Annotated in this window: 23 protein-coding genes and 1 tRNA gene; 7 read left to right on the forward strand and 17 right to left on the reverse strand. The window is 69.6% G+C overall.

Features of this window, described 5'->3' with window-relative positions; all coding sequences use genetic code 11:
• Positions 1–5 precede the first annotated feature (5 nt).
• The 3 genes from C5E06_RS11410 to C5E06_RS11420 are packed head-to-tail and all read right to left on the reverse strand — an operon-like array spanning position 6 to position 3030.
• The gene (locus C5E06_RS11410; RefSeq protein WP_104241546.1) at positions 6–944 is read right to left on the reverse strand and encodes a type II secretion system F family protein; all 939 of its coding nucleotides are present in this window, start codon (positions 942–944) and stop codon (positions 6–8) included.
• Positions 941–1804, reverse strand: coding sequence for a type II secretion system F family protein (locus C5E06_RS11415; protein ID WP_104306922.1), 864 nt, complete (start codon positions 1802–1804; stop codon positions 941–943). The genes C5E06_RS11410 and C5E06_RS11415 overlap by 4 nt, the downstream gene beginning before the upstream one ends.
• Positions 1801–3030 carry a CpaF family protein gene (locus C5E06_RS11420; protein ID WP_104306923.1) on the reverse strand — a complete coding sequence of 410 codons (1230 nt, stop codon included), beginning with the start codon at positions 3028–3030 and terminating at the stop codon, positions 1801–1803. Before C5E06_RS11420 ends, C5E06_RS11415 begins: the two co-directional genes overlap by 4 nt.
• Before the next feature lie 123 nt (positions 3031–3153).
• On the opposite strand from C5E06_RS11420, the gene C5E06_RS11425 reads away from it, so the two are divergent.
• Positions 3154–3235, forward strand: a tRNA-Leu gene (locus tag C5E06_RS11425).
• A gap of 155 nt (positions 3236–3390) precedes the next feature.
• Positions 3391–4767: an aspartate aminotransferase family protein gene (locus C5E06_RS11430; RefSeq protein WP_104306924.1), complete on the forward strand. Its 1377-nt coding sequence runs from the start codon at positions 3391–3393 to the stop codon at positions 4765–4767.
• Between the two features lie 494 nt (positions 4768–5261).
• On the opposite strand, the gene rdgB is transcribed toward C5E06_RS11430, so the two are convergent.
• Genes rdgB through murI form a run of 3 tightly spaced genes read right to left on the reverse strand, consistent with a single transcriptional unit; the run spans position 5262 to position 7497 of the window.
• Positions 5262–5885: an RdgB/HAM1 family non-canonical purine NTP pyrophosphatase gene (gene rdgB / locus C5E06_RS11435; protein WP_104298586.1), complete on the reverse strand. Its 624-nt coding sequence runs from the start codon at positions 5883–5885 to the stop codon at positions 5262–5264.
• Positions 5882–6613, reverse strand: a complete 732-nt coding sequence (gene rph / locus C5E06_RS11440) for a ribonuclease PH (RefSeq protein ID WP_104241552.1) — start codon at positions 6611–6613, stop codon at positions 5882–5884. The genes rdgB and rph overlap by 4 nt, the downstream gene beginning before the upstream one ends.
• 50 nt (positions 6614–6663) lie before the next feature.
• On the reverse strand, positions 6664–7497 hold the full coding sequence (gene murI / locus C5E06_RS11445) for a glutamate racemase (RefSeq protein ID WP_104306925.1): 834 nt from the start codon (positions 7495–7497) through the stop codon (positions 6664–6666).
• Between the two features lie 91 nt (positions 7498–7588).
• Here murI and C5E06_RS11450 point away from each other — a divergent pair, with 91 nt between their 5' ends.
• The gene (locus C5E06_RS11450; protein WP_104241554.1) at positions 7589–8929 is read left to right on the forward strand and encodes a nicotinate phosphoribosyltransferase; all 1341 of its coding nucleotides are present in this window, start codon (positions 7589–7591) and stop codon (positions 8927–8929) included.
• A gap of 110 nt (positions 8930–9039) precedes the next feature.
• On the opposite strand, the gene C5E06_RS11455 is transcribed toward C5E06_RS11450, so the two are convergent.
• The 3 genes from C5E06_RS11455 to C5E06_RS11465 are packed head-to-tail and all read right to left on the reverse strand — an operon-like array spanning position 9040 to position 11975.
• The gene (locus C5E06_RS11455; RefSeq protein ID WP_104242105.1) at positions 9040–9330 is read right to left on the reverse strand and encodes a DUF3039 domain-containing protein; all 291 of its coding nucleotides are present in this window, start codon (positions 9328–9330) and stop codon (positions 9040–9042) included.
• 42 nt (positions 9331–9372) lie between these two features.
• Complete coding sequence (locus C5E06_RS11460; protein ID WP_104306926.1) at positions 9373–10944, reverse strand: hypothetical protein; 1572 nt, start codon at positions 10942–10944, stop codon at positions 9373–9375.
• Positions 10920–11975 carry an ABC transporter ATP-binding protein gene (locus C5E06_RS11465; RefSeq protein ID WP_308471423.1) on the reverse strand — a complete coding sequence of 352 codons (1056 nt, stop codon included), beginning with the start codon at positions 11973–11975 and terminating at the stop codon, positions 10920–10922. The genes C5E06_RS11460 and C5E06_RS11465 overlap by 25 nt, the downstream gene beginning before the upstream one ends.
• A 131-nt stretch (positions 11976–12106) precedes the next feature.
• Here C5E06_RS11465 and C5E06_RS11470 point away from each other — a divergent pair, with 131 nt between their 5' ends.
• Entirely contained in the window at positions 12107–13003 is an 897-nt protein-coding gene (locus tag C5E06_RS11470; protein ID WP_104306927.1) for a hypothetical protein, read from the forward strand.
• 9 nt (positions 13004–13012) lie between these two features.
• On the opposite strand, the gene C5E06_RS11475 is transcribed toward C5E06_RS11470, so the two are convergent.
• Complete coding sequence (locus tag C5E06_RS11475) at positions 13013–14329, reverse strand: S1C family serine protease (protein ID WP_181062959.1); 1317 nt, start codon at positions 14327–14329, stop codon at positions 13013–13015.
• A gap of 139 nt (positions 14330–14468) precedes the next feature.
• On the opposite strand from C5E06_RS11475, the gene C5E06_RS11480 reads away from it, so the two are divergent.
• Positions 14469–15674 (forward strand): aminotransferase class I/II-fold pyridoxal phosphate-dependent enzyme, encoded by a 1206-nt coding sequence (locus C5E06_RS11480; protein WP_104306929.1) that lies wholly within the window; start codon positions 14469–14471, stop codon positions 15672–15674.
• 4 nt (positions 15675–15678) lie between these two features.
• On the opposite strand, the gene C5E06_RS11485 is transcribed toward C5E06_RS11480, so the two are convergent.
• Complete coding sequence (locus tag C5E06_RS11485; protein ID WP_104306930.1) at positions 15679–16563, reverse strand: carbon-nitrogen hydrolase family protein; 885 nt, start codon at positions 16561–16563, stop codon at positions 15679–15681.
• Between the two features lie 147 nt (positions 16564–16710).
• Here C5E06_RS11485 and C5E06_RS11490 point away from each other — a divergent pair, with 147 nt between their 5' ends.
• Positions 16711–17085 (forward strand): hypothetical protein, encoded by a 375-nt coding sequence (locus C5E06_RS11490; protein WP_104306931.1) that lies wholly within the window; start codon positions 16711–16713, stop codon positions 17083–17085.
• Between the two features lie 171 nt (positions 17086–17256).
• Here C5E06_RS11490 and C5E06_RS11495 read toward each other — a convergent pair whose 3' ends face one another.
• Entirely contained in the window at positions 17257–18546 is a 1290-nt protein-coding gene (locus C5E06_RS11495; protein WP_104298578.1) for an ATP-binding protein, read from the reverse strand.
• Positions 18543–19610 carry a histidinol-phosphate transaminase gene (hisC, locus tag C5E06_RS11500; protein WP_104306932.1) on the reverse strand — a complete coding sequence of 356 codons (1068 nt, stop codon included), beginning with the start codon at positions 19608–19610 and terminating at the stop codon, positions 18543–18545. The genes C5E06_RS11495 and hisC overlap by 4 nt, the downstream gene beginning before the upstream one ends.
• A 69-nt stretch (positions 19611–19679) precedes the next feature.
• On the opposite strand from hisC, the gene C5E06_RS11505 reads away from it, so the two are divergent.
• Positions 19680–20420 carry an SOS response-associated peptidase gene (locus C5E06_RS11505; RefSeq protein ID WP_104241563.1) on the forward strand — a complete coding sequence of 247 codons (741 nt, stop codon included), beginning with the start codon at positions 19680–19682 and terminating at the stop codon, positions 20418–20420.
• A gap of 11 nt (positions 20421–20431) precedes the next feature.
• Here C5E06_RS11505 and C5E06_RS11510 read toward each other — a convergent pair whose 3' ends face one another.
• The 4 genes from C5E06_RS11510 to C5E06_RS11525 form a co-directional block, all read right to left on the reverse strand.
• Complete coding sequence (locus C5E06_RS11510) at positions 20432–21118, reverse strand: FadR/GntR family transcriptional regulator (RefSeq protein ID WP_104241564.1); 687 nt, start codon at positions 21116–21118, stop codon at positions 20432–20434.
• A 106-nt stretch (positions 21119–21224) separates the two neighbouring features.
• Positions 21225–23735, reverse strand: coding sequence for a glycosyl hydrolase (locus tag C5E06_RS11515; RefSeq protein ID WP_104306933.1), 2511 nt, complete (start codon positions 23733–23735; stop codon positions 21225–21227).
• Positions 23732–25048 (reverse strand): MFS transporter, encoded by a 1317-nt coding sequence (locus C5E06_RS11520; RefSeq protein WP_181062960.1) that lies wholly within the window; start codon positions 25046–25048, stop codon positions 23732–23734. Before C5E06_RS11520 ends, C5E06_RS11515 begins: the two co-directional genes overlap by 4 nt.
• Positions 25049–25210: 162 nt before the next feature.
• Positions 25211–26359 carry a mandelate racemase/muconate lactonizing enzyme family protein gene (locus C5E06_RS11525; protein ID WP_104306935.1) on the reverse strand — a complete coding sequence of 383 codons (1149 nt, stop codon included), beginning with the start codon at positions 26357–26359 and terminating at the stop codon, positions 25211–25213.
• Between the last annotated feature and the right edge of the window lie 173 nt (positions 26360–26532).

The raw sequence follows: 26532 nt of genomic DNA on the forward strand, positions 1-26532 counted from the left end.
GTCGGTCAGAAGCTCGTGCGGAGCACGAAGACGGCGGGGTAGAGGGCGAACAGGATGGTCGTGGGGAGGATGAGGAAGATGAGCGGAACGAGCATCTGCACTTCCTTCCGGCCAGCGGATTCCAGGAGGTCGCGTTTGCCGAGTTCCCGTGCGTCGCTCGCTTGCGCGCGGAGCACTTCGACGAGCGGCGCTCCACGTTCGAGTGCGGAGATCATGTGCTCGACGCAGCGGTCGAGCGGCAGGTAGCGGACGCCCCTGGTCATCTCGTGGAGCGCATCGGACAGCGAGACGCCGGTGTTGACGTGGTGGACGACTCGCGCGAACTCCTTCGCGAGCTCGCCGGTGCTCACGCTGGCGACGCGCTTCAGGCTGTCGAAGATGCCCTCACCTGCCGAGAGGCTGAGGGAGAGGAACTCGACGACGGTGGGGAACTCGCTGGCGATGCGTCGGTGACGGCGCTGCGCGGCGCGGCCGAGGGCCCGGTCGCGGAGGAAGATGCCGACACAGCCGAGGAGGAGAGGCAGGAGGATCTGGGCGAGGACCGGGATTCCGCGGGTCGCGCCGAGCAAGAGGCCGACACTCAGGCCCAGGCCAGCCGCAACGAGTCCCCAGGTGAGCTGTTCGGCTCGGAACCGTTCGAGCCTGGTCGTGGAGCCCGATTGGCGCAGCTGCGCGGTGATGCGGTCGCTGCCGCCGAGCACTTCATCGAGGAGGGCTCTGCCTCTCGCGGCGAATGGGGCGGCGAGCGTTCCGAGGATAGGGAGCGGGTCGCTCGCGGTCTTCTGCACGTCGGCTCGCGCCGCCGCCGAGATGTCCAAGAGGTGCGGGGCGAGACGCTCCGCGAGGTTCGGCTTGGAGAGGCGCGGGACGGCGGCGAGCAACGTCCAGAGGCCGATTCCGAGGCCAAGCCCGCAGAGCACGGCCCAGCCGAGTGTCTCGTTCATGCGAACCACCTGCGGTCGTCTTTGAGTTTCGCGATGCGGAGCATGAGCAGGTAGGCGGCCACGGTCACGCCCAGGCCGATGAGGATCACGATCGCGCCCTCGAGGCTGTTGAAGGCGCTCGCCGCCTCGGGCCTGGTTCCCAGCATGAGCAGGACGATCCAGGGTGCGGCCGAGCCGAGCTTGGCGGCGTTCATGACCCAGGACTGCTTGGCCTCGACCTCGTGGCGCACGGCCTGCTCTTCTCGCAGGTAGCTGCCGAGGCTCTTGAGCACCGTGGGGAGCTCCGATCCGCCGACGTCTCTGGACATGCGAAGCGTCTCGAGGATGCGGTCTGCGGTCGGGTCGGCGAGCCGCTCCTTCAGCTCGTCGAGAGCCACCCGGAAGCTGCCCGTCAGGCGGTACTGGCGGGTATAGGCGGCGAAGTCCTCCCGCAGCACCACCGGCCCCGATTCAGCCAGCCCCGCGACCCCCTCGGGCAGGGCCACCCCGGAACGGATGGACGCCACCAGGTGATCGACCACGTCCGGCCACACGAGCCGGTTCCGGTTTCGCCGCTGCACGGACCGCACCCGCACGATCGTGACCGGAGCCGCCGAGCCACCAACGAGAGCGATGAGGGCGACAGCGACCACCCCCGTGAGAGCGAGCGCCACGGCACCCAACGCGAGCCCGAGCGCGAAGGCAGCACCCGCGAACACGCCGATGGGCACCCGCTCGAACCCGGCCCGCCTGAGATCTGCCTCGAAGTCGGCAACCTTGGACAGGCGCCGGTCGCGTCGCTCGCTGCTCTGCGGCCACAGCCTCGCGCTCACGATGATGGAGACTCCCGCCCCCATCACCAGCGCCAGCAGAACGGTCACAGGGACCGCCGAAGGACACGCGCAGCATCCAAGCCGTGCGCCTCGAACTTCGCGGTTCGCGGCGGAGGGGATCCGGTCGATTCGAGTTGCGCGCGTCCACGGTTGAAGAGGGTGGCCGCCTCGATGACCTGACCGGTCACCGTTCCGGTCGGGGCGAGGATCTCCCCCACGTGTCGTGTTCCGGATGCGGTCATCTCGAGGTGCACGACGAGGTCGATGCAGCTGGCAACGGTGGGCACCACGAACGCGCTGTCGATGTTGCGTCCCGCGAGGAGCGGCAACGTGGAGAGCTTGACGAGCGCATCCCTCGCGGTGTTCGCGTGGATGCTGGAGATTCCGGGCATTCCGCTGTTGAGGGCGATCAGGAGGTCGAGGCTCTCCGCTTCCCGCACTTCGCCGACCACGAGCCAGTCGGGTCTCATGCGCAGGGCTTCCTTGATGAGGCGGCGCAACGTGATCTCACCGGTGCCCTCGAGGCTCGCCTGTCGGCATTGCAGCGCGACGACGTCGCGGGCGACGAGCTCGAGTTCGAAGGTCTCCTCGACGGTGACGATGCGTTCTTCGCTGCGCACCGAGGAGAGGAGCGCGTTGATCATGGTGGTCTTGCCGGTGTGGGTCGCGCCCGAGACGAGGATGTTGCAGCCAGCGAGGACCGCGAGCTGCAAGAACTCCGCCGCCTGCGCGGTCAGCGCCTCCCGCTCGACGAGGTGGGAGAGGTCTCGGATGCGGCGCGAGAACTTGCGGATATTCACGGACGGGTAGCGCCTGGTCACCTCGGGGACGGCCACGTGCAGCCGCTCGCCGTTCGGGAGCGAGGCATCCACGAACGGCGAGGACAGGTCGACTCGCCTGCCGCTCGACTGGAGCATCCGCTCGATGAGATCGCGCAGGTCAGTCTCCGGGACAATCGTGGACGTGAGCTCGGGCACGCCGCCGCGAGCAACGAAGACCCGGCTGGGTGCGTTGATCCAGATCTCCTCGATCTCCGGATCATCGAGGTAGGGCTGAAGCGCACCGAAGCCGGTCACCCGGGCCAGCACCTCACGCGTCGTGGCCTCCTCATCGTGGACCAACGGCAGCGACGAGCCCAGCGCTTCCTCCGCGTACCCCCGCACCTCCTCGCGCGCGATGTCGGCGGCCCGCGCGCGATCGCCCCCGAGGTCGATGCCCTCCAACAGGACACGACGACGGATTCGGTCAGTGATAGTGCTTACCGCGATGCTCACGGCGACAGCATGCCCAAGACTCGAAAACGCCGCAGGAGTTATCCACAGGCCTTGCGCGTCGCGGCTTCTCGGCGCTGGAGCACCGCCATAGACTGGCCTCAGCACACGGGTTCGCTCGTGCTTGCGGGAGTGGTGAAATTGGCAGACACGCAGGATTTAGGTTCCTGTGCTTTCGAGCGTGCGGGTTCAAGTCCCGCCTTCCGCACTGTCCTTGTTCTTGGTTCCCTGCGTTCAGCTGCCCGCCTGCGTGCGAGCGCGACTCAGGCGCTTGAAGCTCCTCCGACTCGACAGTCTGTCTGTTCCGGCGCTCCCGACCAACGGGTACGGTTCCAGTATCAGCACTGAGAAGGAGCATCGACGATGACCGAATTCAACGAAGCAGACCTGCAGCAGAAAGCCAAAGATCACCTCTGGATGCACTTCTCGCGCCAGTCCGTGATGGAAGACGGCGCCGGGGTGCCGATCATCGTCAAGGGCGACGGGCACCACATCTGGGATTCGAAGGGCAACAAGTACTTCGACGGCCTCTCCGGCCTCTTCGTCGTCAACGCGGGCCACGGCCGCCAGCGCCTCGCCGAGACCGCCGCCAAGCAGGCCGCGGAGCTCGCGTTCTTCCCCATCTGGTCGTACGCCCACCCGAACGCCATCGAACTCGCCGACCGCCTCGCCGACTACGCGCCAGGCGACCTCAACCGCGTGTTCTTCTCCACGGGCGGCGGCGAAGCCGTCGAGACCGCCTTCAAGCTCGCCAAGTACTACTGGAAGCTGCAGGGACAGCCCACCAAGCACAAGGTCATCTCCCGCTCGGTGGCCTACCACGGCACGCCGCAGGGCGCCCTCGCCATCACGGGCATCCCCGCGATGAAGGCGATGTTCGAACCGCTCACCCCCGGCGGCTTCCGCGTGCCGAACACGAACTTCTACCGCGCTCCCGAGCACGGCGACAACCTCGTCGAGTTCGGCCAGTGGGCCGCGAACCGCATCGAGGAGATGATCCTCTTCGAAGGACCAGAGACCGTCGCGGCGGTGTTCCTCGAGCCCGTCCAGAACTCCGGCGGCTGCTTCACGCCTCCCCCCGGCTACTTCCAGCGCGTGCGCGAGATCTGCACGAAGTACGACGTGCTGCTCGTCGCCGACGAGGTGATCACCGGATTCGGCCGCATCGGCGACATGTTCGCATCCACCACGTACGACATCCAGCCCGACATGATCACCTGCGCCAAGGGCATGACCAGCGGCTACTCCCCGATCGGCGCCACCATCGTGAGCGACCGCATCTACGAGCCGTTCAAGCACGGCCAGACGTCGTTCTCGCACGGCTACACCTTCGGCGGCCACCCCGTCTCCGCAGCCGTCGCCCTCGAGAACCTGAACATCTTCGAGGAAGAACGCCTGACGCAGAACGTCAAGGAGAACTCGCCGCACTTCCGCGCGGCTCTCGAGAAACTCCTCGACATCCCCATCGTCGGCGACGTCCGCGGCGACGGGTACTTCTTCGGCATCGAGCTCGTCAAGGACAAGGACACCCGAGAGACCTTCAACGACGAGGAATCCGAGCGCCTCCTGCGCGGCTTCCTCTCCAAGGCACTCTTCGACGCGGGCCTCTACTGCCGTGCCGACGACCGAGGCGACCCCGTCATCCAGCTCGCCCCGCCCCTCACCGTCGGGCAGGCAGAATTCGACGATATCGAGCAGACACTGCGCGGCGTGCTCACCGAGGCCAGCTCACTCCTCTAACGCGGTCGGCTCGGGGCTCCGCACGCGAAGTCTCGCGCCCGCTCCTCAGCCCCGGGATGGCTTTCACGCTTCCGGATGGGTTGCTTTCCATCCGGAAGCGAGGAACCCATCCCGAAGCCGTTCGCTGGGCGGAAAGACCACGGCCATCGGCGGGGAGCTCAGCGCGGATGCACGTGCGACTCCGGCACGCGGACGCGGTCGCGTGATGGACCCGGGACGCGAAAAACTCAACCTCGGGATGGCTTTCACGCTTCCGGATGGGTTGCTTTCCATCCGGAAGCGAGGAACCCATCCCGAAGCTGTTCGCTGGGCGGAAAGACCACGGCCGTCGGCGGGGAGCTCAGCGCGTGATGCACGTGCGGCTCCGGCACGCGGACGCGGTCGCGTGATGGACCCGGGACGCGAAAAACTCAACCTCGGGATGGCTTTCACGCTTCCGGATGGGTTGCTTTCCATCCGCAAGCGAGAAACCCATCCCGAAGCTGTTCGCGGGGCTACAGGCCGAGGGCCGCGCGCAGCTTCGGCGCGAGCGCGTCGAACGCGCGGCGGCGGTGGCTCGAGGCGTCCTTCTCGGCGTCCGTGAGGTCAGCGGCTGAGCCCTCGGCGCCGTCGGGCTGGAAGATGGGGTCATAGCCGAACCCGTGGTCCCCGCTCCGCTGCTCGAGGATGCGGCCGGGCCACACGCCGAGCACGGCCTCGCTCAGCTCCTCGCCCGTCGCCGAGGCAGACGCCGGCACGACCAGCGCCGCTGCCGCGACGAACTGCGCCGCGCGGTTCGGATGCGACACGTCGCTCAGCTGCCACAGCAGCAGCTCGAGGTTCTCCTTCGCGTCCTTCGCGGGCCCCGACCAGCGGGCGGAGAAGATGCCGGGCGAGCCGCCGAGCACGTCCACCGAGATGCCCGAATCGTCGGCCAGCGCCGGGAGCCCCGTGTGCTCTGCAGCGGCGCGTGCCTTGAGGAGCGCGTTGCTCTCGAAGCTGAGACCGGTCTCGCGCGGCTCGGGCCCGTCGTAGGCGACGAGCTCGATGCCGTCGAGCTGCGCGCCCAGGATGCGTCGCAGCTCGATCAGCTTGTGCGCGTTGTGGGAGGCGAGGACAACCCGGACCGGCTCGCTCATGCCTTGAGCGCCTCGTTCTGCAGCTCCGTGAGCGTCGCCGTGCCCGCGAGGGCGATATCGAGGAGACGGTCGAGCTCCTCGCGGTCGAACGGCGCGCCCTCGGCGGTGCCCTGCACCTCAATGAGCTTGCCGTCGCCCGTCGCGACGACGTTCATGTCCGTGCCGGCGCGGACATCCTCGACGTAGGCCAGGTCGAGCAGCGGAACGCCGTCGACGATGCCCACCGAGATCGCGGCAACCGAGCGCGTTAACACGTTCGCCTTCGCCGGCACGTGCTTGTTGGCCTTCGCCCACTCGATCGACTGGGCCAGCGCCACGTAGGCGCCCGTGATCGCGGCGGTGCGCGTGCCGCCGTCGGCCTGCAGCACGTCGCAGTCGATGACGATCGTGTTCTCGCCGAGCGCCGACATGTCGACGGCGGCGCGCAGCGAGCGGCCGACAAGGCGGGAGATCTCGTGCGTGCGCCCGCCGATCTTGCCCTTCACGGACTCACGGCTGTTGCGGTCGTTCGTGGCGCGCGGGAGCATCGCGTACTCGGCCGTGACCCAGCCCTTGCCCTGCCCCTTGAGCCAGCGCGGCACGCCGGGCGTGAACGAGGCGGTGCACAGCACCTTCGTCTTCCCGAACGAGATGAGGGCAGAGCCCTCGGCCTGCTCGCTCCAGCCCTTCTCGATCGTCACGGGGCGAAGCTGGTCGTGGGTGCGGCCGTCTGCGCGTGCTTCGGTCATTGGTCCCTCCAAGGGGTCGGATGCGGTGCTGGAAATCGGGGCGCGGCGCGTCAGGAGCGGCGCATCGACGGCGGCAGGTTGATGGCCTCCGTCATGAGTCGCTCCACGTGGCGCACGTCGGGGCCGAGGAAGCGACCGGCGAGGTTCACGAACGCCTCCGTGTTCTCGCCCGTCGCCCGGTAGGAGTACTGCGGGGCTCGCCCGCTGGCGTTGAGGAGGCCGTTCGAGGCGAGCACGCGGTACACGTCCTGCGCCGTCTCCACGTCGCTCGAGACGAGGCGGACGTCCGGGCCGAGCACATAGCCGAGCACGCCCTTCAGGAACGGATAGTGCGTGCATCCGAGGACGACGGTGTCGACGCCGGCCGCCTTGATGGGCGCCAGATACTCCTCGGCGTGCTGCACCAGCTCTGGGCTCGTCGTGTCGCCTCGCTCCACGTACTCCACGAACAGCGGGCAGGCCTGCGAGAAGATCTCGAGGTGGGGGGCCGCCGCGAACGCGTCGTCGTACGCACGTGACGACAGGGTCGCCTCGGTGCAGAGCACCCCGATGCGGTTGTTGTGCGTCGCGCTCACGGCAGCGCGCACGGCCGGCGCGATGACCTCCACGACCGGCACGTCGTAGCGTTCACGCGCATCCCGCAGCACCGCGGCAGACGCGGTGTTGCAGGCGATGACCAGCATCTTGACATCCTGCTCGACGAGCTCGTCGAGGACCGCGAGCGACAGACGCCTGACGTCGGCGATCGGCTTCGGGCCATACGGCGTGTGCTCGGTGTCTCCGACGTAGAGAAGCGACTCCCCCGGCAGCTGCGCCCGGATCTCCCTCGCGACCGTCAGCCCACCGACACCAGAGTCAAATACGCCGATCGGTGCCTCGCTCATGAGTGCCGAGTCTACTCCCAGGCACCAGCCGGGGGCGGATGCGCACGCAGAGCACCCTTGCGCGCCCCGCGGCTGCGCCTAGGCTGGGGCGGTGACTTCCGAACGGCCGTCTACCGGCTTCCTCACCGACCAGTACGAGTTCACGATGATCGATGCCGCGGTCAACGCCGGCACCGCCGATCGTGACAGCGTCTTCGAGCTCTTCGGGAGGCGCCTGCCGAGCGGGCGCCGCTACGGAGTCGTGGCGGGGGTCGGGCGCGCGCTCGAGCTGCTGCGCGACTTCCGCTTCGGGGACGCCGAGCTGGCGCACCTCCGCGAGCACTCGATCGTCTCCCCCAAGACCCTCGACTGGCTCGCGGACTACCGCTTCTCTGGCACCATCCGCGGCTACCGCGAGGGCGAGATCTACTTCCCCGGCTCCCCCATCCTCGAGGTTCGCTCGACCTTCGCCGAGGGCGTCATCCTCGAGACGCTCCTGCTGAGCATCTACAACTACGACTGCGCGGTCGCCTCCGCCGCCGCGCGCATGGTCTCCGTCGCCCGAGGCCGTCCGCTCGCCGAGATGGGCTCGCGCCGCACCGGTGAGCGCTCAGCGGTCGCGGCGGCCCGCGCCGCCTACATCGCCGGATTCAAGGCCACGAGCAACCTGGAGGCCGGACGCAGCTGGGGTGTGCCGACGATGGGAACCGCCGCGCACTCGTTCACCCTGCTGCACGACTCCGAGCGCGAGGCGTTCGCCTCGCAGGTCGCCACCCTCGGTGCCGGCACGACGCTGCTCGTCGACACGTACGACGTTCGCGAGGGCGTGCGCCTCGCGGTCGAGGTCGCCGGCCGAGAGCTGGGCGGCGTGCGCCTCGACTCCGGCGACCTGCCGACGCTCGTCGCGGAGGTGCGCGCGCAGCTCGACGAGCTCGGCAACACCGCGACCAGCATCACGGTCACGAACGACCTCGACGAGTTCGCCATCGCGGGACTCGGTGCGAGCCCCGTCGACTCGTTCGGCGTCGGCACGAGCGTCGTCACTGGCTCGGGCTCCGTCGCCTCCGGCATGGTCTACAAGCTCGTCGCCCGCCGCGGCGAGGACGGCGAGTGGGTGTCGGTCGCCAAGCGTTCCACGGGCAAGGTCAGCGTGGGCGGCGAGAAGTTCCCCGTCCGCCGCCGCGACGAGCACGGGATCGCCGAGGCCGAGGTCGTCGGCATCGGCGCTCCCCCCGTCTCCGACAAGAGCGACCGCTCGCTGCTCGTCGACCTCGTCGTCGACGGTGTCATCAACGAGGAGTACACGGGCCAGGCTGGCGTGCAGAGCGCCCGAGAGCACCACCGCACCGCAATCGACGAGCTGCCGATCGGCGCGCTCCGCCTCCACGCGGGCGAGGCCGCCCTCCCGACGGTCTTCGTCGAGCAGGACGGCCGCGAGACCGTCTGGGTCTGACAGCCCCACCCGGCACCTCGACGCCGGACAGCACAACGGCCGCGAACCCATCTCGGGTTCGCGGCCGTCGCGCGTGCGGGTGAGCCTCGTGCATCCGGTGGATGCGCGGCTCAGCCCTTCATCTTGTCGTACACCGCCTTGCAGTTCGGGCAGACGGGGAAGCGGTCGGGGTTGCTGTTCGGCAGCCACTTCTTGCCGCACAGTGCGCGCACCGGCTTGCCCGTCACCGCCGACTCGAGGATCTTCTCCTTGCGCACGTAGTGCGAGAACTTGTCGTGGTCGCCCGGGTCGTCGGTCTGCTCCTCGTTGAGGAGCTGCTCGAGCTCGCGATCGAGGATCGCCGTGCCGCCGCCGGTCTCGTCTGGCCCGCCGGGGCCCGTTGGGGTGCTGGAGAACGTCATGCCGATCATCTTAGAACGCAAACCGCAGGCCCCACCGGATGGCTACGCGCTCTGCGCGAACGCCATGATCTCGCTGGAGCGGCGCTCGAACTGCCTGGCGCCCGCGTTCAAACCCACGATGAGGACGATGAGCCCCACGACGACGCCCCAGCCGAGGGCGACGAAGTTCCACCAGGACTCGCCGCCGTTGAGGGCGACGAGGCCCGCGTAGACGGAAGGGCCCATGAGGAGGATCGCGATGAAGCCGGTCGTGGGGTGCCAGAACACGCCGGATCCCCAAGACCGCACGGGCTGGCTGAACGGCGAGTCGCCCGGTCGCGCCACCGGATACGGGTGCAGCACGCTGCCGATGCTCGAGAAGCCCGTCGCCGCGAAGAGCAGGCCGAGCGACAGGCCGACGAGGGCGAGGATCGTGCCCCACTCGCCCACGATGAGCCAGGTCACGAGTGCGCCGAGAACGACGACCACCGTGCCGAAGACGAGCGTCGGGAGGGCGCGACCGAAGCGGTCGGAGAGCCCGGACATGCCGCTCGTCACGTGCATCCACACCGCAGAGCCGTCGAAGGCGAGGTCGTTGTGGAGGGTCCACCCGATGAAGAACGCCAGCAGCGGCAAGGGAAGCAGCGCCAGGTACCGCGGCTCGACGCCGACGACCGCCAGCGGGATCAGGGCGAGCAGCGGGATGAGGATGATCGACACGTTGACGACGACGTACCGCGGGTCGCGCATCCAGTACGTGACCGTCCGCGCCGCCACGACAAGCGCAGGCGAGCGGCCGAAGGCGCCGAACGCGCCGAGATCGACGAGCTCGGTCTCGTCGCCGCCGAGCGCAGCGGAGGCGACTCGGCCGGCGACGACCTGCCAGAGCACGAGCAGCACGACGAGCGTGACCGCACCGATGCCGAGCTGCCCGAAGGCGAGCTGCAGGTCTCCGCCTGTCGCACTCGCCGCTGCCGCCCACGGGGCCGCGATGGGAGAGAGCGAGAGCACCTCGAGCGCGGCGCTGACGGCTTCGTGCTCACCCAGCTGCCAGTCGACGGACACCGCGACAAACACGATGGGCGACGCGAGGAGCAGGAGCACGAGGACAAGCGCTGCGCGGGCGTCGCTCACGAGCCGCCTGGCCCGCAGGTCCTCACCGACGAGGCCAGCGAGGCGCGACAGCACGACGAGCGTCGCGAGGACCAGCGCGGCGCCGACGATGGCGACGAGCAGGCCTGTCGAGTCGCCGGTCCAGAGCAGGAGCCCTGCCAGCAGGACGATCGTGATCGCGAACGACGGCACGCTGACAAACGCCGTGCCGAGCGCCAGCCAGGCCGACCGCCGGGGCGAGAAGCCCATGACGGCGAGCGAGCGCGGATCGATCGCGGCGATCGGCGTCACGAACACGCTCACGAGCCCGGTCGCGATGGTCACGAGCGAGCCAGCGATGATGGCCCCCTCGCGTTTCGCCTCGATGTCGGAGTCGAGCAGCGACAGGACCGCGAACAGGGCGAAGACGGCGGCGAGGATCGACAGCAGGAGCGTGCCGATCCATGCCCCCCGATGCTGCGAGTCGCGCCGAGCGCCGTTGCGGATCGACTGCAGCTTCAGTTGAAGGAGATGTCCAGCCAATCGAGCCCCTCCATCTGTGGCGTGCCGCGCACGAGGTCGCGGAAGCGTTCTTCGAGTGTGATGTTGCCGCGCACTTCGCTCACCGTGCCGGAAGCGAGAAGCTCGCCACGAACGATCACGGCGACGTGGTCGCAGACGCGCTGCACGAGGTCCATGCTGTGGCTCGAGAGCAGCACCGTTCCCCCGCGCTGCACGTACTCGAGCAGGATGTCGATGAGCTGCCCCGCCGACACCGGGTCGATCGTGTCGAACGGCTCGTCGAGCACCAGCAGCTCCGGCGAGTGGATGAGAGCGGCGGCGAGCGAGATCTTCTTCGTCATGCCCGCCGAGTAGTCGACGACGAGGCGGTTGGCGGCCGACTCGAGCTCGAAGGCATGCACGAGCGACTCGGTTCGCGACCGCGAGTCCGCGGGCGAGAGGCCGCGGAGGAGTCCCGAGTAGTAGAGGAGCTGTCCGCCCGTGAGCTGGTCGAAGAGACGCAGCCGGTCCGGGAGGATGCCGATGTGGGGATGCGCGGCCTTCGGGTTCTTCCACACGTCGAGGCCGAGCACCTCGACGGTGCCGCTCGTCGGCTTGAGCAGCCCCGTCGCCATCGACAGGGTCGTCGTCTTGCCGGCACCGTTCGGTCCGACGATGCCCGTGAAGGAGCCACGACGGACCTCGAAGGTGACGTCGTTGACGGCGACGTCCGCACCGAAGCGCTTCGTGAGGCCGGTGACGGACAGCACGGTGTCGCCGAGTTCACGGTCGGGTGCCTCGGTGACACGCGTGACGGGCGTCATCGTCGAGAGGCCCTCTGCCGTCGCGGCACCCAGCACCGGGTTCCTGACGGCAGCGGGAAGGCCGGACTCCTGCGCCGCGGCCTCCTCCTCTGCGAGCGATGAAGCGGTCACGCTGTCGTCGACGACGATCGCCTCGACCATGATCGCCTGGGGTCGACTCGCGTCGCCCTCCGGTACGTCTGGGCTGGCAGCACTCTCGTTCACATCGTCGGCGGCGCCATCGCCGACGTCTGAGCTCTTCGAAGACATCGCTCAACCGTACCAACGATCCGGCGTGCCACGCCGCCCCTGCGACTCCAAGCTCCCCCCAGGCGTGTCCTCATACACTGCTCGCGTCGCCATGCGCTCCGCGCTCGGCCGTGCCATCACGAGGAGGTCCAGTGTCAGATTCCAGCACTCCGCGCGTCAACGAAGGTGCAGACGCGGCGAACTATGCCCCGTTGCCGCCGCGCGACGAGCAGCAGGCTGCGGCAGCCGGAGAGCAGGACAAGATCTGGCTCGACCGGCTCATGGCCATCCAGCGCCCGATCGTGCTGCGACAGATCCGCATCCTCCGCGGAAAGTACCCGGATGCGACCCCGAGCGAGCTCATCAAGAAGATCGAGCAGCAGTACCTCAACGCGACGACCGTGAGCGGGGGCGCAGCTGGCGCCGCCGCGATGGTGCCGGGTGTCGGCACGGCGGCATCCCTCGCCGTGACGGGTGTCGAGACAGCTGGCTTCCTCGAGATGACCTCCCTGTTCGGCCAGGCGGTCGCCGAGATCCACGGGCTCCCCATCTCCGACCCCGTGCGCGCGCGGACCCTCATCCAGTCCCTCATGCTCGGCAAGGCCAGCAAGAACCTCATCCAGCAGTTCGCGGGTCAGGCCTTCGGCAAGGGCCCGGCGAAGCAGGTGTTCTGGGGCGAGATCGTGACGAAGCGGCTCCCGCGGGCGATGGTCGGCGAGCTGTCCGGGCGCATCCAGTCGATGTTCCTCAAGCGCTTCGTCGTTCGCCAGTCGGCGAGCACGGTCGGGCGGCTCGTGCCGTTCGGTATCGGCGCCGTCATCGGGGGTGCCGGCAACCGGATACTCAGCAACGAGGTCGTGCGCACGTCCCGCGAGGCGTTCGGTGTGGCCCCCGCGAGCTTCCCCATCGAGCTGCACCCGCAGTTCGCCAGCTCCAAGCCGGACGACGGCGACGACCACAAGGCGCTGACGCGCGGGCCGTTCAGCTTCTTCCGGGTGCCCCTCGCGCTCACGCGGGGCAAGGGCAAGGAGACCGACGGGGTCTCCTAGGGAGTCCGCCTAGGCCGCCGCGTCCAGGGACACCTCGACCTCGATCACCTCGCCCTGGCGGACGACGGTGAGCGTGGCCACCTCCCCCGCCTCGTAGACGCGGACGTGCGCGATGAGGTCGTTGGCGTTCGACACGGGGACCGTGCCGATGTACGTGACGATGTCTCCCCTGCTGAGGCCCGCGATCGAGGCGGCGCCGTTCTCCACGACGCTGTCGACGTAGGCGCCCACGATGCTCTGGCTGCTCGTCGCGACGGTCGCCGCGTTGCGCACCGTCGCCCCGAGCGCGCCGTGCGACGGCGTCTGCCCGGCCGCGAGCTGTGCGGCGATCTGGACGGCGTAGTTCGCGGGCAGCGCGAAGCCGAGGCCGATGCTGCCGCTCGAGGCGGCCTGCCCCTGGCCACCGGACTTGGTGCCCGCGATCGCCACGTTGATGCCGATGACCTCGCCGTTCGCGTTCAGCATGGCACCGCCAGAGTTGCCCGGGTTGATGGCGGCGTCCGTCTGGATGACGGGAAGCTGGACGATGCTCTTGCCCGGATCGGTGGTGGAGCTGAGGGGCGAATCGGTGGCGGCGTTCTCGTCGACCGTCGGCGGCACCGCGGCCGACGCGATCTCGATGCTGCGGTTGACGGCGGACACCACACCCGTCGTCGCGGTGCCGGCGAGCCCGAGCGGAGCCCCGAGCACGATCGTGGACTGGCCGACCACGATCTGGTCGGAGTCGGCGAAGGAGGCGGGTTGGAGTCCGCTGGCGTCGGTCAGCCGCAGCACGGCGACGTCGGCGAGCACGTCCAAGCCGACCCGAGTGGTCGTGAAGACGCGGCCGTCGCTGGTGGTCGCCGTGATCTGCGCATCCGAGACCGTGCCGTCGAGCGTCACGACGTGGGCGTTGGTGATGACCAGGCCGTCGCCCGAGTAGATGACGCCAGACCCCGTCTCGGTGCGGGTGGGCGTCGAGACCGTGAGCGTGACCACGCTCGGGGCGGCCCCGACGATCGCCGCGCTGGCCTCTCCCGGCAGCGGGGCGGTCGGCTCGCTCGGGGAGCCGAGCGGCTGCGTGAGACGCTGGGCGTCCTGGTTGGGCTGGTTGATCACATTCGCCGTGATGAGCGCCCCGCTCAGCCCGCCGACGACCGCCGCGACCACCGCGATGCCCGCGACGACGAGGAGGCCGGTGCGCCGGGTGATCACGGGCGCATCGTCGTGGATCGAGTGCAGATGGGCCCCAGCCCGGTGGCGACCGTGCTCCTCAACCCGCGCAGCGCTCGACTGGGTCTGCGCGCTGTTCGCGTCGGCGCCCGCAGCGGGTGATGAGTCGAGCATGAGGATCCTGACGTTCTCTCGATGCGTCGGGGCGCATCCGTGGCGCAAGTCTAGGGAGCGGACGGAGCGATCGCTCTGGTTTCGGCGGCACGTCGCGGTTCGAGATTCGATCGTGACCGGCCGATGACAGACTGGATGCATGCGCAGAGACGGACCATGGCTCCGGGCGGCCCAGGGGGCTGGCCTCCTCTCCCCGAGTGGCGAACTGCAGGGCACGGTCTTCGGCGAGATGACCGAGCTCGCCCGCACCACGGGATCGGTGAATCTGGGGCAGGGCTTCCCGGACTACGCGGGACCGCGGGAGCTGCTGGATGCGGCGATCGAGGCGATCGCGCGCGGCGAGAACCAGTACCCGCCGCCCCGGGGGACTGCAGATCTGCGCGCCGCGATCGCCGAGCACCAGCTGCGGTTCCGCGGCGTCGCGCTCGACCCCGACCGGGAAGTCCTCGTCACGGTCGGCGCCACCGAGGCACTCGCCGCGACGGTGCTCGGGCTCGTCGAGCCTGGCGAGGACATCGTGGTCCTCGAACCCCACTACGACGCGTATGGGGCGCTCGCTCGCCTCGCCGATGCCCGCCTCGTGACCGTCCCGCTCAGGTGGCCCGCGTTCCGGCCAGATCACGATGAGCTGAGGCGCGCAGTCTCCGACCGGACCCGCCTCATCATCGTCAACACGCCGCACAACCCGACGGGTGCCGTGCTCCCCCGCGAGACGCTCCAGCTCATCGTGGACCTCGCCGCGCGCCACGACGCGATCATCGTCACCGACGAGGTCTACGAGCACCTCGTCTTCGACGGGGCGCATGTCGCCATCGCCAGCCTCCCGGGGGCGGCGTCGCGCACGCTCAGCATCGGCTCAGCAGGCAAGACCTTCAGTGTGACGGGCTGGAAAGTCGGCTGGGTCACCGGGCCCGCCGCACTCATCGAGGCGGTGCTCGCGGTGAAGCAGTACCTCAGCTACGTCGGAAGCGGGCCGTTCCAGCCAGCCGTCGCTGTCGGGCTCAGGCTTTCGGAGCGTCGTTTCGACGAGGAACGCCAACGCCTCCGGGCCAAGCGCGACCTGCTCGTGACCGCGCTGCGCAGTCGCGGCCTGGAGACGGCGACTCCGGCATCCGGCTACTTCGCGATCGCCGATGCGGCGAGCATCGGGTACACGGATGCGACCGAGCTGTGCCGGCGGCTGCCGCGCGAGATCGGGGTGGTCGGCATCCCCGTCGCCGCGCTGTGCACCCCGGAGCGGCAGGGCGACTACCGCTCGCTGGTCCGCTTCGCGTTCTGTAAGAGCGACGAGGTGCTCGATGAGGGCATGCGCAGGCTCGACCGGCTAGGCGAGCTCAGCCGGTAGCGGCTCAGTCCGTCGGCGCTGCCTCGACCGGCACGACCCGGTACCTCCGGAGCTCGAGCGCCGGGTTCTGCTCGCGAACCGAGTCGAGCACCTCGAGCGACACCCAGCCGATGGAGAGCCCAGCCTCGATGCCCCCGCCCGCGATCGTCGCACCCCTGGGGTCGATGACGGCGCTGTGACCGACGCCGATGGGGGCTGGATGGTCGGCCGCGGCGAAGTAGACCGTGTTCTCGATGGCGCGGGCCGCGAGCAGGGTCGTCCAGTGATGCTCCTTCAACGGTCCGCGCACCCATTCCGCGGGGATCGCGATGAGCTCGGCCCCCGCATCCACGAGGGTCCTCGAGACCTCGGGGAACCGAAGGTCGTAGCAGGTCTGCAACCCGACCCGGACGCCGCCGACCACGAACGTCTGCGGCGCGGCCGTATCGCCGGCCACGACCCAGTCGCTCTCCTTCGCCCCGAACGCGTCGTAGAGATGCACCTTGCGGTACTGGGCGACGACCTCGCCCGTGGCGTCGACGGCGACCAGCGTGTTGGCGAAGCGCTGCGGGTCCTCCGACGTCGCCACGAGTCCCGCGACGATCGTCACGCCGTGCTCTGCCGCAAGCGAGCGCATGAGCGAGACGAAGGGCCCATCGAGGTCCTGCGCGTTCCGCACGAGCTCCGGCCCGAGCTCCGGCAGGAAGAAGCTCGCGTATTCGGGCACGACGACCAGCTGGGCCCCGCGGTCCGCCGCGAGAGCGACGTTCTCGCGCAGCAGCCGCTCGTTCTCCGCGAGATCCGAGCCCGGGGCGTACTGGGCGACGGCGACGGCGAGCGGAGACCGCTTGGCCGCGCCGCCGCGTGCACTGGCGGTCGCATCGAGGGGGGCAGTCGCGTCGAGTGGCATGACGCGAGCCTACGTCGAGCGCCGGGACGCGGGAAACTCTTCACCAAGGTGTCATCCGCGACGCACCGGCCTCAGCTTGTCTGGGCGCTCGGTCACGAGTACCTTCATTCTGCGAGCGGTGCGCTCGCAGTCACGAGGAGTCGCCCCATGCCTACCTACGCCGTGCTCTTGAAATACGAGGTCGTCTCGGCGCTCGTCATCGAAGCCGAATCCGAAGACGAAGCGGCGAAGATCGCCAACGAGTTCGAGTCGGAGGCACACGACGCCGTCGAGGACACCGACGACGTCCGCGTCTCCTCCCGCCTGTGGGGCGACGGCACCCTCGAGGTGCAGTCCGCCTCCGACGACGAAGCCGCAGAAGACCTCCTCGACGAGTGGATCGACGAGATCGAGAGCGAGCTCGAGGACTCCGACGACGACGACCTCGACGAGGTCGAAGCAGAGCTCGACCCGGCCGGCGATGACGAGGTCGACGACTTCGACATCACGTCCGACGACGACAGCGCAGCCAAGAAGGCCTAGCCTCAGCTGCACAGAAGAGGGGCCGGATGCATCGCATCCGGCCCCTCTTCTTCGCTTGAACGCGCGGTCCGCGGCCGGCCGCTGTCCAACTTCGGTGCGATATTCGGCCGATGGCGCCGGAACCGCGGCCTTCGACGCCGTTCTGCACTGATGTTGGACAGCCGAGCCCCGCTACACGCGGGCGATCGCCGAGATGTCCTCCTCGAACTCGCGCTCGACCTCACTCGACACGGTCGTTCGCGTCGAGGAGATGGCGGCGAGGAAGTCGTCCGTGGTGGGGCCGAGCGGCACCACGTCGCCGGAGTTACGCGCGGCGACGGCACGCTCGAGCGCGACCTGCGAGGCGCGGCGTGCCGCGAACTCGATGTCGGCGGGCGAGTATCCGCTCGTCTGCTCGACAAGCGCGGGGACGTCGACGGAGTCGCTCACCGACTCGGGCACGTACCGCTCCCAGATCGCGCGGCGCGCGGCGGCATCCGGCAGCCCGATGGGGATGACGTAGTCGAAGCGGCCGTGGCGAAGGAACGCCTGGTCGAGGGCGCGGATGAAGTTGGTGGCGCAGATGAGGAGTCGCCCTGGCTTCTCCCGGAAGGCTGGGATGATCTTCAGGAGCTCGTTGGTGACGCCCTGCGTGGGCGACGGCGGCTCCCCGCCTCGGTGCGACGCGATCTCCTCGACCTCGTCGATGAAGACGACGGCATGCTCGAGCGACTCGACCTGCTCGAACGTCTCGCGCAGCTCGCCGGCGAGGCCACGCGGCGACGCCGACAGGCGGGACGGGAAGACCTCGACGAACGGCCAGCCGAGACGGGAGGCGATGCCCTTCGCGAAGGTCGTCTTGCCCGTGCCCGGAGGGCCGAAGAGCACGATCGCGCGAGGCGGCACGACGCCGTACTCCTCGGCGAGGTCGGGGTCGCTGAGCGGCAGCACGAGTCGTCGCTCGAGCACGTCCTTCTCGTGCTGCATGCCGCCGATCGCGTCCCAGCGGTCGGAGGGCAGGATGCGGCCGCCGAGCTCGCGAAGGGCCACCATCTCCTGCTGCTTGACGCGGATCTCCCGTTCGAAGTAGCGCAGGTGGCGTTTGTCGGCGAACCCTGCCTTCGTGAGCGCCCCCACCTGCGTCTGCTCGTCAGGAACGAGGATCGTGAGCTTCTGTAGCCCGTGCTGCGCCATCCGCTGCTCGAGGGAGGCGAGCAGCGCCCCGCCGATTCCGCGGCGGCGCCATTCGTCGTCGGTCCCGAAGAACACGATCCAGCCCTGATCGTGGGCCGCACGCGCAACCGCGACGCCGACGATCTTCTCGCCGGCGACCGCGACGACGGCGGTGTCCTTGCGGGTCGAGGCGATGACCTCGCTGAGGCCGTACACGGGCTCCGTGCCGGAGCGGCGGTGCTGCTCCCAGAGGCGGAGCAGCGCGTCCATGTCCGTCGGCTGGAAATCGCGGATGCGCCAGGTGCTCATCGTGTCGCCTCCTGTCTGACTCCCGCGAGCGCGGCGAGTGCGCGGCGGTTGGCTTCCGGCGAGCCGATGGTGATGCGGATGCCTTCGCCGGGGAAGGCGCGGGCGAGCACGCCGGAGCGGGTGAGTGCGGCGTCGATGAGCTCGGTGTCGTCGCCGAGCCTGAGCCAGACGAAGTTCGCCTGGGATTCGCCCACGTTCCAGCCCTGGGCCCGGAGTTCCTCGGTGACGCGGGCGCGTTCGCTGACGATGTCGTCGATGCGCTCACCGAGCTCGGCTTCGGCGTCGAGGGAGGCGAGGGCGGCGGTCTGGGCGAGGGCGGAGACCGCGAAGGGCACGGAGACCTTGCGGAGGTTGGCTGCGACGTCTGCCTGGGCGACGGCGTAGCCGATGCGGAGTCCTGCGAGGCCGTAGGCCTTGGAGAAGGTGTGCAGGACGGCGACGTTGGGGAACTCCCGGTAGAGGTCGATGCCGATGGCGGTCTCCGCGTCGCGGTTGAAGTGCTCGTAGGCCTCGTCGATGACGACGAGCACGTCGCTGGGGACGCGCGTGATGAATGCACGGACCTCGGCGTGGGTGAGGGTCGCTCCCGTGGGGTTGTTGGGGTTGCAGACGAAGATGATCGCGGTGCAGTCGGTGATGGCGTCGACCATGGCGTCGAGGTCGTGGCGCTCGTCGGCGGTGAGGGGCACCTGCACCGGCGTCGCTCCTGCGCCGATCGCGATGATCGGGTACGCCTCGAAGCTGCGCCAGGCGAACATGACCTCGTCGCCTTGTCCCGCGCTGGCCTGGACGAGCTGTGTGGCCACCTCGACGGAGCCTGCTCCGAAGACGATGTTCTCGGGTTCGACGCCCTGGAGCGTCGCGACGCGCGAGGTGAGTTCCGGTGCCGCCATGGACGGGTAGAGGTGGATGCGCTCGAGCTCTTCGGCAACGGCCGCGCGCACGGAGGCGAGCGGCGGGAACGGGTTCTCGTTGGAGGAGAGCTTGACGACGTCGCTGGTGCTCGGCATGGCACCCTGCTTGTAGGCGGGGATGCTGTCGAGGGCGCTGCGCTGCTTGACCATGCACTGAGCGTACAGAGAATCCGAAGCTTGCAGCGCGCGCCGTGGGCGGCGCTGTCGTAGCGTTGGGCCATGTGCGGTCGCTATGTCACCCCAGCAGTCGAGCACGTCGAGGCGCTCTTCGATATCGAGGCCCTCGGCGCTGATCTGCCGGAGCCGTCGTTCAACACTCCCCCGACCGACCCGGTCCCCGTGGTGGTGGAGCCCGAGCCCAAGGGCGGTGGGGCCGCGGTTCGCCGCGTCGAGCGTGCGAGGTGGGGGCTGCTGCCGCCGTTCGCGAAGGATCCGAGCTTCTCGTCGAAGGCGTTCAATGCGCGCATCGAGACGGTGCTGGAGAAGCCGACGTTCCGTGGGCCGGTGAAGCAGCGGCGAGCGATCGTGCCCGCTGTCGGCTACTACGAGTGGCGCAAGAAGGCAGATGGCACGAAGTCCGGGTCGAAGACGCCGTTCTTCATCCACCCGGAGCACGACGACGAGCTCATCGCGTTCGCTGGCCTGTACTCCTGGTGGGCGGACCCCACGAAGCCCGGCGATGATCCGTCCAGGTGGCTGCTGACGACGACGATCCTGACGCGGGGGTCGACGGGTGAGCTGGCGAGCATCCACGACCGTATGCCGCTCATGCTGCCGCGCGCGCTCTGGGATGCGTGGCTCGACCAGTCGGTGGTGGGCACGCAGGGGCTGCTCGACGAGGCGAGCCAGGCGGGTGTCGAGCTGGCGTCGACGCTCGCCATGCACGAGGTCGGCCCCGAGGTGGGTCGGGTGTCGAGCACGGGGCCGCAGCTGATGGCCCCCGTCAGCACGCCGGGGTAGTCAGCGAGGAGTCAGGAGCCGGTGCCGCGGGCGGCTCGGCGAGCGGTGGACGCCGCGAGGTGGGTGCGCACTGCCGCTGCGGCAGCGACGGGGTCGGCGAGGCGGATGGCGTCGGCGACAGCCCGGTGCTCGGCGAGGACTGCGGCAGCCTCGGCTGCGTTGCGGTCCACGTCGGAGATGCGCGCGGGAGGCAGGATGATGGCGCGCGCGCCCATCCGGTCGAGGGCTGTCAGGAAGTAGCGGTTGCCGGACGCGGCCGCGATCGCACGGTGGAAGGCGAAGTCCGCGTCGACGGTCTCGCTCGGCAGGCTCGCCTTCGCGAGGGAGGCGAGGGCCGCGTCGATCTCGGCGATCTCCTGCGCTGACGGGGAGCGGGCCGCGAGCGCGGCGGCCTCGACCTCCACGGCGATTCGGAAGGCGTGGAGCTCTGCGCGCTCCGCTTCGGAGTGCGCGCCCAGCCAGTCGTCGCCCGTCGTCGCGACGGGAGGGGTGAGGGCGTAGCTTCCCGATCCCACCCGCGTGCGCACGAGGCCGCGCGACTGCAGGCGGTGCAGCGCTTCGCGGACGACGCTCCGGCTCGCCCCGAACTCCTCGACGAGGCCGCCCTCGCTCGGCAGCCGGTCGCCGGGGGCGATGCTTCCCTCGACGATGCGGTCGGCCAGGACCTTGGCGATCTCCTCGGCGCGCGTCATGCTCATGCACACATCGTGCCATCCCTCGCCCGGGCATCGCGCGGGGCGGGCGGGGGCCTCGGGGAGGAAGCTCCTTGGGGCGCAGTCTGCGACGGTGCGCGTCCGACGCGCGTCAGTCAGCGCTGAGGCGCAGGGTCGGCACCCGGAGGATGCCGGAGCGCACCCCGTCCCGCCTTCGGCTCCCATCCTGCACTCGGAACCTGACGCCGTTCGCGGCTCGCGCCGCGGGGCTCGTCCCATCGATCGCCCGCGCCGCGGCCCCTCGCACCCCGAGCGAGGAGACCGTCACCGTGATCGTGTGGCGCCCCTCGGCGAGCCGTCCGAGCTGGACGGAGTATGGCGCCCGCCAGACGCTCCCCACGGGCAGGCCGTCCACCTCGACGCTCGCAGCCGCGCCGACCGGCGGGTCAGCCGGGAGCGCGAAGGCGTTCTCCCGACGCTCGGCCCTGACCTCTGGCAGGCTGGCGTCGCCGAAGTCGAGTGCAGCGGAGGCAGGGCGCTCGAGCTCCACCGCCGTCTCGTACACCAGCTGCTCGTCGTCGTGGGCGACTTTCGGGTCGTCCTCCCACGTGTGGGGCAGCGTGACGGGCCGACGTCCGCTGGATGAGCGCACGAACCAGCCGTCCGCGAGGGGCTCCTCGTGGCCGTGGCCCAGCACCGGGCCGGTCGTCTCCGGCTCGTCGACGCCCACGGGCCCCTCTCCCTGAGTCTGTCCGACGAGCACCGCCTCGTAGGAGCCGAGGCGCACGGTGCGGCTGGCGTCGTCCGTCTCCGCCGCTCGTCTCCGCCCGGAGACGGCATCCCACACGGTGAGCGTGCTGTCGTCGCAGGCGTCCAGCACGACGTCGGCCGAACGCTCCCCGGTGTTCACCAGCAGGGAGATGCGCGAGCCGTCGAGCTGGCGGGTCGTGACCCCGACGGTGTCCGGTGCGCTCGTCGCGAGCGGCGGGACCATCCCGTGCACGGCGGCGCGTATCTCCGCCCGCCGCTCCTGGCCGCGGGACGCCGAGAGGTGGACCACGCGAACATCCGCCGACGACAGGAGCTGCGCCGCGGCGGCGGAGAGCACGCAGCCCGCCGGCACGAGCAGCACCTCGAAGCGGTCTGCGCCACCGACCTGGAGGAGCGCGTTGTCGACGAGGTCGTAGTCGAGGCCGGTGGTGCGCACCGCCGAGACGAACTCGTCGTCCACGTACCGACGCGTCTGCCGCCACAGGTCGAACGGACGCTCCCCCTCGGCGCTCGCCAGCAGCTCGGCCACCGGATGGTAGATGGCGACCTGCGCGATCCGCTCGCCCAGCTGGAGGACGGCGCTCACGCGAGCGAGCCCAGAGAACAGCTCACGCGCGACCGGCCACCACGGGTTCCTCGAGTCGAGAGCACCGGACGCGTAGAACACCGGCTGTCCGTGACCGAGCGCTCCCCCGAGCGGCCAGCCGTGGCCGACGAGGAGGTTGACGCCACTCAGCAGATGCTCGTAGGCCTCCCCCAGCAGGTCGGCCGGCCCCGCCCGGAACGACGGTGAATGCACCCAGGTCCACGTCTCCGAGGACACGGGCGACCTGCCGTAGGCGCCGGCCGCGGAGACCGCCCACGCGTTCTTCGTCCATCGCCGCCATCCCCACCCCTCTCCCTCGATGAGATCCACGTCGCGATAGCTGCTCATGAGCATGGGCGGCTCCCCGTAGCACTGCGCGCGAAAGAGCAGGCCGTGTCCGTGCGCCCAGTCTCCGAACGCCTGCACGAAGTGCTCCTCGAACAGCTCCCTGAGCGTCGTCATGACGTCGGTGCGCACCCGAGCCGTGCCGTCGCCGTCGATCTCCAGCCGCCAGAGCTCCGGGAGCAGGTCGTATCCCCGTCGAGCGAGGAACTCCCGGGGAAGCTCCGTCGTCCAATCGGACTCGTACACCTCGAAGCTGTCGCAGAACCCCGCGTGCACACGCGTGGCCCCCGCCGCGGCCAGGAGCGGCGTCGCGACCGCCTCCAGGTGCGCCTGCACGGCGACCGCCGAGTAGTGGTCGAGCACCAGCCCCTCAGCACCTCGGGGCGCGCGCTTCACGTTCTGGCCGGTGAGGCGAGAGACCGCGACCAGGAGAACTCTCGGCCCGCCGCCCAGGGCCGGGACGTGGATGCGCTCCCCGCATTCGGCGAGCACCCACTCGGCGGGCAGTTCCTGGATGGAGCCGGCGCCCACGTACGCGCTCACCAGCGCATCGCCCTCGAACGAGGGCCGGAAGACGAGCTCGGTCGCGCCGGGTGCGAGCTCGATCCGCTCCCAGTGGAGCCCCCGAGCTGCCGTCGACGCGTCGACGTGCGGCCCGCCGAACGGCCATCCCGCGCCGAGCGTGAGATCGAAGCGCAGCCCCCGCCGCCGCGCCCCTCGCGCGGCGAAGCCCACGAGCGAGAGGAACTCCGGATCGCCGAAACGCGGCCCGCCCTCGTCCACCGGGTACACGAACGCGAGCTCGACCCCGCCGATCCCAGCGGCCAGTATGGCGTCCAGGTCGGCGTCGATCGCCGCCTCGCTCACGTGCGTCGAGAACCACCACCAGCGCATGAGCGGTGCCGCGTCACCGGTCTCGCCCCGGAGCGCCTCCACGACCTCCTGCATCGTGCCGCTCATCCCCGCACCTGGAGGTGCGCGCGTTCGGCGGATGCGCTCTGCTCGGCGGCGGCCTCCGCCTCCTCCTGGTCGATGACGGTCGTGCGCTGGCGCGCGAACACCACGAAGGCGAGGACCACCGCGACGAGGCAGGAGCCCGCGAGGAACCCGAAGAGCGCCCCGGGCCCGGTCGCCAGGACGACCGGAGTGACGAGCACGAGCGCTGACGAGCCGAAGCGCGCGATGGCGATGATCGCGCCCTGCGCTGAGGAGCGCAGCAGCGTCGGGAACGACTCCTGGGTCCAGATCTTCATGATGCCCTCCCCAGCGAACACGGTGCCGATGAGCCACAGGAACATCATGATGTTCAGCGTCGACTCGGTCACGCCGAAGACGAGCGGAACGCACATGGCCGTGATCGTGCAGATCGCGCCTCCCACGAACCAGCTCATCCGCCACCGTGTCCCGACGACCCGCATGAACAGGAGGACGAGGATCGCGCCGAGGAACATGGTGATGAGCTTCACCGTCGAGTAGACCTGGACCGTGGAGTCGGCAACCTCCGTGTACATGTAGGCCCCGTACTGGCTCACCGTGTTCGAACCGAGGTTCATGAGCGTGTAGAAGACGGCGAGCACGATGAAGTACTTCGCGAAGGGCGCCCTGAGGAGCGTCTTCAGCGTGCTCCACCCGAGCGCCGCATCCGAGCGGCTCGTGGCACCCGCCTTCTCCGCCTCGCGCTGCTCGAGCCACAGCGTCGACTCCGGAACCGCGAACCTCGCGACGAGCGTCAGCAGGGTGACCACGAGGATGTGCCCGAACAGGATCTGCGCCCCGAGCTGGCCCATGCTGCCGACGATGGTCGCGAGCCCGAGCGCGACCATGCTGCCGATCTTCCAGAGGAAGTGGGTGAAGCCGATCATGCTGCTGCGCAGTCCGGACTTGGCCATCTCCGAGATCGTCGCGAGGGAGACCGGCAGGTCAGCGCCCGCGCCGAGCCCGACGAGGATCATGCCGGCGAGCAGCCCGGGGAACACCTCGACGAACACCAGCAGCGCCGAACCCGCGGCGATCATGACCATGGTCGCGATGAAGACCGCCTTGCGGCCGAGCAGATCGCCGAGGCGCCCGCCGAAGAGGGCGCCGATGGCAACCGAGAACGTGAGCGCCGAGGACAGCACCCCGATGGTCTCCGGGGTCAGGGCCAGGGTGTCCTTGAGGAGCACCAGGGCCGTCCCGCTCGAGGTCATCGCGGCGGCGTCGATATAGGACGCCATTCCCGAGATGAGTGCGATCCACCACATCTTGCGGGTGGACATTGGCTTCTTGGACATGTTCGAGGACCTCTCTGTCAGTATCGCCGACGACATCGTCGGCAAGCGCGCGGCTCAGGCCGCGCGGTCGAACTCATGGCCTCGACGACGCGCGCCGAGGAAGTGGTGGTGGTGGTGTCCGCTCAGGCGGTCAGGCGGTCAGGCGGTCAGGCGGTCAGGCGGTCAGGCGGTCAGCGTGACGCTCTCGGTCGTCCAGGCGCGGGCCTGCTCGCTGAAGGTGAAGCCGAGCCCTGGGCGGTCGGGGACGAGCATCCGCCCGTCGCGCGTCTCGAGGCGCTCCTCGAAGAGGGGGTCGAGCCAGTCGAAGTGCTCGACCCACGGCTCACGCGGGTAGCACGCGGCGAGGTGCAGGTGGATCTCCATCGCGAAGTGCGGGGCGAGGTCGAGGCCCGCCTCGTCGGCGAGGGTCATGAGGCGCAGGAAGTTCGTGATCCCGCCGATGCGGGGCGCATCCGGCTGGATGATGTCGCAGGCCCTCGTGGCGATGAGCTGCCGGTGCTCGGCCACCGACGCGAGCATCTCCCCCGTCGCGATCGGGGTGTCGAGCGCGCGTGCGAGGTCGGCGTGCCCTTCGGCGTCGTAGGCGTCGAGCGGCTCCTCGATCCACGCGAGGTCGAGCTCCTCGAAGCGCCGCCCCATGCGCAGCGCGGTCGCGCGGTCCCACTGCTGGTTCGCGTCGACCATGAGCGGCACGCTCGCGCCGATGTGCTCGCGGACGGCGCGGACTCGGCGGAGGTCCTCGGCGGTGTCCGGCAGCCCGACCTTGACCTTGATCCCGCCGATGCCCTCCGCGATCGACTGCGTCGCACGCTCGCGGACCTCGTCGAGGGACGCGTTCAGGAACCCGCCCGACGTGTTGTACGTCCGGACCGAGTCGCGGTGCGCGCCGAGCAGCTTCGAGAGGGGCAGGCCGGCCCGCTTCGCCTTGAGGTCGTAGAGCGCGATATCGAGTGCCGCGAGCGCCTGGGTCGCGACGCCGGAGCGGCCGACGGATGCTCCGGCCCAGAGCAGCTTCGAGTACAGCTTCTGGATGTCGTTCGGGTCCTCGCCGAGCGCGGCCTCGGCGACCTCGCGGGCGTGGGCGTACTGGGCGGCGCCGCCGGCGCGCTTCGAGTAGCTGAAGCCGTGGCCGGAGAAGCCCTGCGCTGTCTGGATCTCGGCGATGAGGAAGACGACCTCCGTCATGGGCTTCTGCCTCCCCGTGAAGACCTTCGCGTCGGAGATCGGAGTGGCCAGCGGGAGGCGGAGCGTGGACAGCTCGATCGAGCGGATGGAGTCTGCCGAGCGGGTGGCGTCTGGGGTGTGAGTCATAGTCCTTCGTCCTTGAGGGTGACGTTCTTCCCGAAAGCTATCAGACAGATTTGGAATCTGTCTAGCTTGAACTCCCGCACCTTCATCCTGTGACTGAGGCTTGCGGTTGCCACTGTCGGTGGTGCGATTTACGCTGGATGCACGTTCGAATACAGATTCGAAGATGCGAAGGG

The sequence above is a fragment of the Pseudoclavibacter sp. RFBI5 genome (assembly GCF_002931395.1).
Taxonomy (GTDB): Bacteria; Actinomycetota; Actinomycetes; order Actinomycetales; family Microbacteriaceae; genus Pseudoclavibacter.